Raw genomic sequence first — 10,282 nt, forward strand, 5'->3', positions numbered from 1 at the left:
TTTTATTTTTTCTTTTTCTTGGATTCCTGATATATTTTAAGTGTTTCTTCGGTAGGACCGTCAAAAATGACGGTTCCTTTTTTCAGAAAAATAGCACGCGGACAAATTTCTCTTACAGATTCCGCATTATGGCTTACATAAAGTACGGTAGTGCCATCGTTTATAATATGTTTTATTCTGTTTTTACATTTTTTCTTGAAAGTTGCGTCGCCGACAGAAAGGGCTTCGTCAACAACCAAAATGTCAGGTTCTATATTAACGTTTATTGCAAATCCGAGGCGCATTTTCATACCGCTTGAGTATGTTCTTACAGGTTGGTCAATGTAATCGCCGAGCTCTGCAAAGTCAATGATTTTTTCTTCAATTGTTTTAATATAATCGTCTTCAAGACCGAGAATATAGCCTTTGAGATATATGTTTTCACGTCCGGTCATTTCCATAGAGAATCCTGCGGTAAGTTCAAGCAAAGCGGCAACCCTGCCGTTTACTGTGATTTCTCCTGAATCAGGAAAAGAAACACCTGTTATCATCTTTAACAAAGTGGATTTTCCCGCACCGTTATCACCGACGATACCAACGGATTCACCGCGTTTTATTTCAAATGAAACATTGTTGAGAGCTTTGTTGGTTTTTGGATTTCTCGGCTTAAAAAACAGAGCCTTGAACCTTGCCTGATCATTTTTATACAGAATATATGTTTTGCTGACATTCTTAAAGGAAATAATTGTATCCGACATAATTACCTCCGTTAAAGTACATCAGGAAGCTTTTTCCTGAGTCTGTTATAATTAAATATTCCGAGTGCAAAAATAACCGCAAATTCAGCCAAAAAGATTACAAGCTCGGTTTTGTATTCCCAAAAACCTCTGTTATAAAGGAAACAGTTTCTGTATCCGTTTACAAAGAAATTGATGGGGTTTAGAAGCATGGCATATTTTAAAATACCGTTAAAGCTGTATGAATCATACATAATGCCCGAAAGCCAGAACACACCGGACATAATAGAAACGATAAGGCTTTCAAAGTCCTTGCTGAATGCCGACATCGGTGATGTTGACCACGAAAGCGCAACAAAAAATACATACATCAGCGGACAATAGAACAAAAATTGGAGGTTATACCAGCTTGGACCTACGGTGAAAAGTACATATGCATACATAATTACCATAAGGAAGATGTGTACAAAAAGCCTTGAAAGGGCAGTATATGTCAAAATGGTTGAAACAGGAAACTTAACTTTGGTAATAAACTGCCTGTTGGTTCTTAAAGTTTTTGCGCCCTGGGTTATGCTGTCCTGAATAAAAAACCAGGGGATAATTCCGATAAACATAAATGTAAAGAAGTCAATAGTAAAAGGTTGCGGACCGCCGAGGTTTACATGTACGCTTTTTAGCGCCTTGATACCTACCGAAAATGCAAACCAATAAACAAAAACCGTAAAAGCAGGCTTTACAACAGCCCACAGAGGTCCGATTACGGCACCCTTGTAGGTTTTGATAAGTTCGTTTTTGGCAAGCAGAAAAATTTGTTTGCCAAATCCCTTGTGTTCTTTAAGAATTGTAAACAAGAAACATCCTCCTGTTCTTTGAATCCTATCATATAAAATCGCATAATAACCTATAATAATCATATTATATAACATTTTCTCAATTTGTCAATCAGCGAGAGTTATTAAAGGTTTTTAAACAAGCAAATACAATTTTGAAAAATGGTTGACAAGCCCAATTTTTATGATATAATATTTGTGTTGCATTATGCAGCAATCCTTGCGGTGAAAACCGCCATAATGTCCAGAAGGAGGTGCAGAGAAATGGCAGTAACAGCTAATTACGAAACAGTAATGATTATTTCAATGAAAAAGGGCGAAGAAGGCATTCAGGCTATCGTTGAAAAGTTCAAAACTCTCATTGAAAATAATGCCACTTTGAAGAATGTTGACGAATGGGGCAAAAGAAAGCTTGCTTACCTTATCAACAAAGAAAGCGAAGGCTACTATGTGCTTTTTGATTTTGAAAGCACAGCCGAGTTCCCGGCAGAGCTTGATCGTATCTACAAAATCACAGATGGCGTAATGCGTTCGCTTATTATTAAAAAAGAAGACTAATAATCACATTTTTGGGGATTCCCTGATATTGAAAAAGGATTTAAAATGATTAACAGAGTTATTTTGATGGGTAGATTGACTGCTGACCCTGAGCTTAAAACAACTGCAAGCGGTATCAGCGTTACAAGTTTCAGCATTGCGGTAGACCGCAGCTATGTCAAAAACGGCGAGGAACGCAAAGCTGATTTTATTAATATTGTTTGCTGGCGTCAGACTGCGGAATTTGTTTGCCGCTATTTTAGCAAGGGCTCGTTAATTGCGCTTGAAGGTCAGCTTCAGACGCGTACTTTCCAGGCAAAGGATGGTACCAATCGCCATATAACTGAAGTTGTTGCAGATAATGTTTCGTTTACCGGCGAACGCCGCGACAATTCCGTATCATACGGCGGAAACCAGTCATATCCGAGCACTCAGTCCTACGGTGCACCTGTTCAGCAGGCTCCGACATCATATCAAAGTGGCTCAAATTCCGATTTTCAGGATTTACCCCTTGATGACGATTTACCTTTCTAAGTTTTACGTTTTAAAATTATTCTCAATTGAAAGGAGAACTTTGCTATGGCAGACAGACCTAATAATCGTGGCAGAAAGTCTCGCAAGAAAGTTTGCGGCTTCTGCGTTGATAAGGTTGAACATATTGATTACAAAGATATTGCACATCTTCGTCGTTATATGTCAGAAAGAGGAAAGATTCTTCCTCGCCGTGTAACAGGAACTTGCGCAAAGCATCAGCGTGACCTCACAGTAGCTATTAAGCGTGCTCGTCACCTTGCTTTACTTCCTTATTCAGCTGACTAATCTTAACTTTTACACCGTACTTTTTGTACGGTGTATTTTTTTGTCTTGACAAATACCATGTGGGGGTATATACTGAAATTGTCAGATACCCCTTGGGGGTATTTAATCTAAGCGCTGATTTTCAGCTGAGTTATAATCTTTAACTGAAATCCTAAGCAGTCAATGCTTTTTGCTTTGATAAAAATTATATGTTTGAGGTGCAATATGGAAAGAGAATGTAATTGCCACAGAATAAAAAAGCGAACCGAAGCTGAGTATAAAAGTTTAATCAATCGTCTTAACCGCATAGAAGGTCAAATTCGGGGAATAAAAAGAATGGTTGAGAATGACGCCTATTGTCCCGATATTCTTGTTCAGTCTGCGGCTGTTAATGCGGCTGTCAATGCGTTTAACAAAGAATTGCTTTCAAATCATATTCACACCTGCGTTGCCGAAGACATTCGCAACGGAAAGGACGAAGCAATCGATGAACTGGTTGAAACGCTTAAAAAGCTTATGAAGTAGGTGATAGTATGGAACAATATAATGTAAAGGGAATGAGCTGTGCTGCGTGCAGTGCAAGGGTCGAAAAAGCCGTTTCAAAGGTTGATGGCGTTACAGCCTGCTCGGTAAGTTTGCTCACAAACTCTATGGGCGTCGAGGGAGCTGCTTCCGAACAGGAAATAATTAAGGCTGTTGAAGACGCGGGATACTCCGCCTCAAAAAAATCATCAGAAAAAAAAACCGCAAAAACAAACAATGATGATGCCTTAAAGGACACCGAAACTCCCGCTATTCTTAAAAGACTTATTGCATCGGTAATTTTTCTTGTGTTGCTGATGTACATTTCTATGGGGCATATGATGTGGGGATTCCCGCTCCCGCCGTTTTTGAACGGTAACCACGTAGCCATGGGGCTTTCACAGCTGTTGCTTACCGGAATAATTATGGTTATTAACCAGAAATTTTTTGTCAGCGGTTTTAAGGGGCTTATTCATCTTGCTCCGAATATGGACACGCTTGTCGCCCTCGGTGCGGAAACAGCATTTATTTACAGTACGTACGCTTTGTTTGCTATGACAACGGCTCAGGTTAACGGTGACATGGCTGCTGTAAATGAATATATGAATGACTTTTATTTTGAATCGGCTGCAATGATTCTTACATTAATCACCGTCGGCAAAATGCTTGAGGCTCATTCAAAGGGTAAAACGACAGACGCACTAAAGGGGCTTATGAACCTTGCTCCGAAAACAGCCGTGATTATCATTGATGAAAAAGAAAAACAGGTCCCTGTTGAATCGGTAAAAATCGGTGATGTGTTTGTTGTACGTCCTGGAGAAAGCATTCCTGTTGACGGAGTGATTGTTGAGGGTTCAACCGCCGTTGATGAATCGGCATTGACAGGCGAAAGTGCTTCTGTTGACAAAACCGTCGGAGACGCAGTTTCGGCAGCAACGATAAACCGTTCGGGTTTTGTAAGGTGTGAAGCCAAGCGAGTTGGTCAGGATACAACTCTTTCACAAATCATAAAAATGGTTAGCGATGCTTCTGCAACCAAGGCTCCGATTGCCAAGATTGCCGACAAGGTGTCGGGCGTGTTTGTTCCGATAGTAATATCAATTGCGGTAATTACGCTCATTGTTTGGTTGCTCTTGGGTGAAACAATCGGGTTTGCGCTTGCAAGAGCTATATCGGTTCTTGTAATAAGCTGTCCTTGTGCGTTGGGCCTTGCTACGCCGGTTGCAATTATGGTCGGCAGCGGCGTAGGAGCAAAAAACGGAATACTTTTCAAAACAGCGGTATCGCTTGAAAGTACAGGCAGAATAAATATTGTTGCGCTTGATAAAACAGGAACCATAACTAAAGGCGAGCCTGTTGTAACCGATGTGATTCCCAACAAGATTGATGACAACGAATTGCTGAAACTTGCTTACTCGCTTGAGAACAAAAGTGAACATCCGCTTGCAAGGGCAATTGTTTCAAAGGCTGAAGAACTTGGCTTGACAGTTACGGATGTTGACAATTTTTCAATTGCTGTGGGAAACGGATTAAGCGGAAAAATTGACGGCGAAAATGTATTCGGAGGAAATATGAGCTATATTTCTTCCGTTGCGAATATTCCCGAAAATTTAAGAATATCAGCAGATAAGTTATCAGAAGAGGGAAAAACACCTTTGTTTTTCTGTAAAAATAACACCTTGGCCGGAATAATAGCAGTTGCCGACGTAATCAAAGATGAAAGTCCAAAGGCAATCAAAACTCTGAAAAATATGGGACTAAAGGTTGTAATGCTTACGGGCGATAACCAAAAAACCGCCGAAGCAATCGGCAGACAGGCAGGTGTTGACGAAGTTATTGCAGGCGTTTTGCCTGACGGAAAAGCAAGCATCATTGAAAAATTAAAGTCTGAGGGCAAAACCGCAATGGTCGGCGACGGAATCAACGACGCTCCTGCTCTTACAAACGCAGATGTTGGAATTGCTATCGGAGCAGGTACGGATGTTGCAATTGACGCTGCCGATGTAGTGCTGATGAAAAGCAGCCTTGCAGATGTCCCTGCCGCAATAAAACTGGGCAGAGCAACTTTGAGAAATATCCACGAAAATCTTTTCTGGGCATTTATATACAATGTTATCGGAATACCGCTTGCTGCGGGCGTGTTCATTACTTTGTTGGGTTGGAAGCTCAATCCTATGTTTGGCGCAGCGGCAATGAGCCTTTCAAGTTTTTGTGTTGTAACAAATGCACTCAGACTTAATCTGGTAAAAATATATCCAAAGGGTATAAATAAAAAACGCAAAGGAGAAAATTCAAAAATGAAAGTAACATTAAAAGTCAAAGGTATGATGTGTCCGCATTGTGAAGCGAGGGTTAAATCTGCCCTTGAAGAAATCCCGGGTGTTGACTCGGCAGTTGCCAACCATAAAAAGGGTACGGCGATAGTTACTCTAAAGGAAAATGTTCCGGTTGATACACTTAAATCGGCTGTTGAAAATCAGGGCTACAATGTAATTGATTAAACATTTGCACAAAAATAAAATATTTGCATAATATTTGCACCTCTGCCAATAATATTTGCGGAGGTGCTTTTTATGAGCGATTATTATAATAAAAACAATAGGAGAAAAAAACGAAGCCGCCGTGAAAAAATCGGTTTTTATACAGCATTTTCAATCTGCCTCGTAGCAGTTTGTATGGCGGTATATTCAACATACAATACAATTTCAAACCCATCAGGTATTAAAAATGAACAGGAAGCTACAACGCAGGCTTTACAGGTGAACGAATATGTTACGGGTGTAACAGAATCTCAGGAAACCGAAAATTCGGAAATTACCGAACCGCCTGTTACAATATCTTCGGATGAGATTACCCAAACGATTCCGACCGAAAAGCCCGAATCCGCAACTGATGATGCGCTGAGAACTATGCTTTCAACCGACCTGACATTGTCCAAGCCTGTTAAGTCAGGCAATGTTACCAGACAATTCAGCAAGGAAAGCACCTATTTTAAAACGCTGAATGTTTGGAAGCCACATATGGCAGTGGACTTCGGAGCAGAATTGGGCGATGATGTATTGGCAATGACAGACGGAACGGTTACCGATATAAAAGATGATAAGATGTACGGAAAGACAGTTGAACTTGCCGTAAATGATGTTGTTTGCATTTACAGCGGATTGGGTTCTGTTGATGTTGACAAGGGGGATAATGTAAAGACCGGCGATAAAATCGGAACAGTCGGTGCGGTTCCCTTTGAAGCAAGTGACAGTAATCATATACACGTAGCGATCAGAGTGGACGGCAAATATGCCGACCCGTTATCTTTTATAGGTAACAATGAATAATTTATTTTATTTTGAATACAATATTATTACACGCCCTCGTTTCGTTTTAAGGGGCAAAAAAGCGACGGATACAAGTAATTGTATCCGCCGCTTTTTGTGAGATTTTATGTGAATGAAAAATAACTTCAATTAAATTTCAATATAAATCCTTAATTTGAAAGCTAAGATAAAAATTTATCTTTCGCTTTCGTGCCATTCTTCGTTTTCAAAGATAAAATCATCAAGATCCATTATGACAAATTTCATAAGAACACCCCCTAAAATAATATTACAGTATATTCAGGAAACGGTGTGGTATGATAGTTATTTTTTGTTAATTACATCAATATAATCCATAATAACATCGACAGCTTGCTCCGTTGTGAGATGTGAACTGTTAATGCACAAATCGTAATTTTCGGGCTGTCCCCATTTTTGACCTGAATAAAAACCGTAGTAGTTTGACCTTACTTTGTCTACCTTTAATACAGCCTGCTTTGCCTTGGCAGGGTCAATATCGTCGTGTCTGGCTAATACTCTTTTAATTCTGCTATCTATATCAGCATAAATAAATACCTTCACAACATTCGGGTTATCTCTTAAAACATAGTCGGCGCATCTTCCGACAACAACAAAGTTTTGCATCTGAGCCATTTCTTTAATAATCTTATGCTGAAGAATATACAATTCATCGTTTATCGGCATATTACCCATAGTAGTATTAAATCCATTGCCGTAATCATATAAACCGAGTGAAAGAGCGTACATAAGACTGTTGGTAGGCTTTTCATCGACCTGTTCAAATATTTCGGGAGCAACTCCTCTTTCTTTTGCGGCAATTGTAATAAGTTCTTTATCATAGAACGGAATATCGAGTTTGCTTGCAAGAAGACTTCCGATATCGTGTCCACCGGAACCGTATTGTCTTGTTATTGTTATTATCTTATTACAACTCATAAAGTTACCTCCCAATATAAAGTATTTCAGACCAAAATCCTAAGGTCTATATATTATAATACCACAATTTTTTAAAAAATCTACTGTTTTTTATAAATTTTGCAAAGTTTGTGCATTGTTAATAAATAATTTTACTGCAAATTAGACAAAAACACAATTTCCTTAAATGGACATAATGTTTGTGTATTTTTTATTTGATTAATTTTACATAAACTATACTTGTTGCGGATTCCAAACATTTTATTATTATAAATATTATTTGCTTATTGACAATTAGTATTAAAATATACTATAATAATACTTCAAAATACTAATTGTTGGGGTGAAATAATGGATTTAGAGATTAACAGACGTTTTTATTCTATTTGGGCGATAGCAAACTCACTATACACAAGGTTTGCAAATAAACTTGGAGTAAGTTATCCCGAATTAATGGTGCTTTATGCTTTGTTCACAATGAAAGAAATAACGCAAAAGGAAATCTCAGATAGCTTTGGCTTGCCAAAACAGACTGTAAATTCAGTAATTCGCGGCTTAAAAGAAAAGAATTATGTTATGTCAAAAGTTTGTGAGAACGATAAGCGTGAACGGACCCTAACTTTAAATGAACAGGGGAATGAGTATGCAAGCAAAATCATATCTCCTGTACTTAAAGCAGAAACACAAGTTTATAACATAATAGGAAAAGAACGTTTGATTCAGGCAAATGAAACAATGAAGCTTTTTAATATCTTGTTTGAAAAATTAATTGATGATGGTGAAATATGAAGAGTACTAATACTTTTTTTAAATTTGTTATACCGTCTGTGCTTTCCTTTGCACTTTCAGGAGTGTATGCGATTGTTGACGGTTACTTTGTGGGTAATACAATCGGCGATGCCGGACTTTCCGCTATCAACATAGCATATCCTATTGTTGCTGTAATTCAGTCAGTTGGTACAGGTATCGGTATGGGCGGAGCTGTGCACTATTCAATAAACAAAGTGGTCGGAAGTGAAAAGAGAGCTCGTAATTTTATTGCCGGAGTTTGGTGGCTTTTGATTGTTTTCAGCATTATTTCAACAATTTGCGGATTTTTATTTGCAAAAGAGTTATTGATGCTTCTGGGCGCCCGTGATTCTCTTTTAACTTTGGGTGTAGAATATATAAAATATATTTAATTAGGTGCCGGATTACAGGTTTTAAGCACAGGGTTGGTGCCTCTTATGCGTAACTACGGTGGTGCAGTTTGTGCAATGGTGGCTATGGTAAGCGGATTTGTGACAAATGTTATATTTGATTATATATTAGTATGGAACTTAAACGGCGGAATAAAGGGCGCCGCAATCGCAACGATTTTTGGCGAAGGTATTACTGCTGTTATTGCAATTGTCTATTTATTATATAAGAAAAGTTTTACGTTAAAAATATCTTTAAATAAAATAAAAAATGTCTGGAAATCAATTTTTAAAGTCGGACTTGCACCGTTTGGTTTATCACTGATTCCCAATATATCACTTGTGCTGATTAACTGGTTTTCGGCGCAGTACGGCGGCGAAAGTGCAATTGCAACCTATGCTTGTGTATCATATATTATATGCATAGTATATCTGATATTGCAAGGCGTAGGAGACGGAAGCCAACCGCTGATGAGCAAATACTATGGCGAAAGAGATTTTAATGAATTACACAAAGTAAATAAACTAGCCTATTAATTTGCCATGGTTTTATCATTAGTGGGAGTTGTGTTACTTTTCCTTACAAAAGGGCAAATTGGCGGACTGTTTGGTTCATCGGAAGAAGTAAATCAGAATATATCAAATATTTTACCGGTGTTTTTAATATCGGTGCCGTTTGTGGCAATCAGCAGAATTGCCACCGCAAGTTTCTATGCAACCGAGCAAACAGTATTGTCATATGTATTAACATTTGTTGAACCGCTTTTAATGTTTTTACTGATGCTTATACTTCCTCCTTTGTTTGGCGGACAAGTTATGATATGGTGGAGCACGGTTTTTGCAAGAATAATTACGGCAGTTATTGCAATAGCGTTAAATTTGTTGTTTAGCAAGCAGAAAAATTTGAGACAAAAATCAAAGATAAATTGTTGATAATGACATATCAATCTATAAAATAGAGAGATGGAACAGCGTAAAACAGCCGTAATTTGCTGAATTTCAAGCCATTTTCGAAAAAAACTAAAAAAAATTAAAGTTTTTTTAAAAAAAGGGTTGACAAGGGGGGAGTTGTTGTGTATAATAGCTCTTGCACTTCGCAAAAAGACACAAACGAAAAACGCTTGAGAAACTTTGCAAAAGTGCACAGGACCTTGAAAATTAAACAACGAAAAGAGACAAGGAACCCGTAATGACTTTGAGGAAAGCTCAAAGAATTACAAGTTTTAAGATGTACTTTAGAACATCGTAAATTCACGGATACGTCAAGTATTTGTTGATGAGCAGAGAGAACTCTGAAATTGATATTAAGGTTCGAAAGAGCTTTAAGATACAAATTTTAGAGAGTTTGATCCTGGCTCAGGACGAACGCTGGCGGCGTGCCTAACACATGCAAGTCGAACGGAACTGCTTCGAAGGATTTCTTCGGAATGACATTGATTCAGTTTAGTGGCGGACGG

General features: G+C 38.4%; 13 protein-coding genes and 1 rRNA gene. 11 read left to right on the forward strand and 3 right to left on the reverse strand.

The annotated features are described in order from the left end of the window. Positions 1-2: 2 nt before the first annotated feature. Both BLP46_RS05120 and BLP46_RS05125 read right to left on the reverse strand, forming a co-directional pair. Complete coding sequence (locus BLP46_RS05120; RefSeq protein WP_092976632.1) at positions 3-737, reverse strand: ABC transporter ATP-binding protein; 735 nt, start codon at positions 735-737, stop codon at positions 3-5. 11 nt (positions 738-748) lie between these two features. After that, a complete protein-coding gene (locus BLP46_RS05125; protein WP_167669186.1) occupies positions 749-1,567 on the reverse strand; it encodes an ABC transporter permease in 819 nt (272 codons plus the stop codon). Positions 1,568-1,810: 243 nt separating this feature from the next. Between BLP46_RS05125 and rpsF the strand changes: the two genes are divergently transcribed. The 6 genes from rpsF to BLP46_RS05155 all read left to right on the forward strand — a co-directional run bounded on the left by rpsF (position 1,811) and on the right by BLP46_RS05155 (position 6,732). Further along, complete coding sequence (gene rpsF, locus BLP46_RS05130) at positions 1,811-2,104, forward strand: 30S ribosomal protein S6 (protein ID WP_092976639.1); 294 nt, start codon at positions 1,811-1,813, stop codon at positions 2,102-2,104. A 45-nt stretch (positions 2,105-2,149) separates the two neighbouring features. Continuing rightward, positions 2,150-2,617, forward strand: coding sequence for a single-stranded DNA-binding protein (locus BLP46_RS05135; RefSeq protein ID WP_092976642.1), 468 nt, complete (start codon positions 2,150-2,152; stop codon positions 2,615-2,617). 45 nt (positions 2,618-2,662) lie between these two features. Further along, the gene (rpsR, locus tag BLP46_RS05140; protein ID WP_092976645.1) at positions 2,663-2,902 is read left to right on the forward strand and encodes a 30S ribosomal protein S18; all 240 of its coding nucleotides are present in this window, start codon (positions 2,663-2,665) and stop codon (positions 2,900-2,902) included. 204 nt (positions 2,903-3,106) lie between these two features. Further along, a complete protein-coding gene (locus BLP46_RS05145) occupies positions 3,107-3,406 on the forward strand; it encodes a metal-sensing transcriptional repressor (protein ID WP_092976648.1) in 300 nt (99 codons plus the stop codon). 8 nt (positions 3,407-3,414) lie between these two features. Continuing rightward, positions 3,415-5,904, forward strand: coding sequence for a heavy metal translocating P-type ATPase (locus tag BLP46_RS05150; protein ID WP_092976651.1), 2,490 nt, complete (start codon positions 3,415-3,417; stop codon positions 5,902-5,904). A gap of 72 nt (positions 5,905-5,976) precedes the next feature. Further along, positions 5,977-6,732: a M23 family metallopeptidase gene (locus tag BLP46_RS05155; protein WP_092976654.1), complete on the forward strand. Its 756-nt coding sequence runs from the start codon at positions 5,977-5,979 to the stop codon at positions 6,730-6,732. Positions 6,733-7,035: 303 nt separating this feature from the next. On the opposite strand, the gene BLP46_RS05160 is transcribed toward BLP46_RS05155, so the two are convergent. Continuing rightward, positions 7,036-7,668 carry a cytidylate kinase-like family protein gene (locus BLP46_RS05160; protein ID WP_092976657.1) on the reverse strand — a complete coding sequence of 211 codons (633 nt, stop codon included), beginning with the start codon at positions 7,666-7,668 and terminating at the stop codon, positions 7,036-7,038. 330 nt (positions 7,669-7,998) lie between these two features. Here BLP46_RS05160 and BLP46_RS05165 point away from each other — a divergent pair, with 330 nt between their 5' ends. From BLP46_RS05165 to BLP46_RS05175, 5 genes are all read left to right on the forward strand, one after another. Continuing rightward, on the forward strand, positions 7,999-8,436 hold the full coding sequence (locus BLP46_RS05165) for a MarR family winged helix-turn-helix transcriptional regulator (protein ID WP_092976660.1): 438 nt from the start codon (positions 7,999-8,001) through the stop codon (positions 8,434-8,436). Continuing rightward, positions 8,433-8,828: an MATE family efflux transporter gene (locus BLP46_RS13280; RefSeq protein WP_318259476.1), complete on the forward strand. Its 396-nt coding sequence runs from the start codon at positions 8,433-8,435 to the stop codon at positions 8,826-8,828. The genes BLP46_RS05165 and BLP46_RS13280 overlap by 4 nt, the downstream gene beginning before the upstream one ends. 45 nt (positions 8,829-8,873) lie before the next feature. Then, positions 8,874-9,362: an MATE family efflux transporter gene (locus tag BLP46_RS13285; protein WP_318259477.1), complete on the forward strand. Its 489-nt coding sequence runs from the start codon at positions 8,874-8,876 to the stop codon at positions 9,360-9,362. A gap of 21 nt (positions 9,363-9,383) precedes the next feature. Then, positions 9,384-9,758 carry an MATE family efflux transporter gene (locus BLP46_RS13290; protein WP_318259478.1) on the forward strand — a complete coding sequence of 125 codons (375 nt, stop codon included), beginning with the start codon at positions 9,384-9,386 and terminating at the stop codon, positions 9,756-9,758. Between the two features lie 400 nt (positions 9,759-10,158). After that, positions 10,159-10,282, forward strand: a 16S ribosomal RNA gene (locus BLP46_RS05175); the annotation flags it as partial.

Origin of the sequence: Ruminococcus sp. YE282 (genome assembly GCA_900101355.1) — a bacterium.
Lineage (GTDB): Bacteria > Bacillota > Clostridia > Oscillospirales > Acutalibacteraceae > Ruminococcoides > Ruminococcoides bromii_A.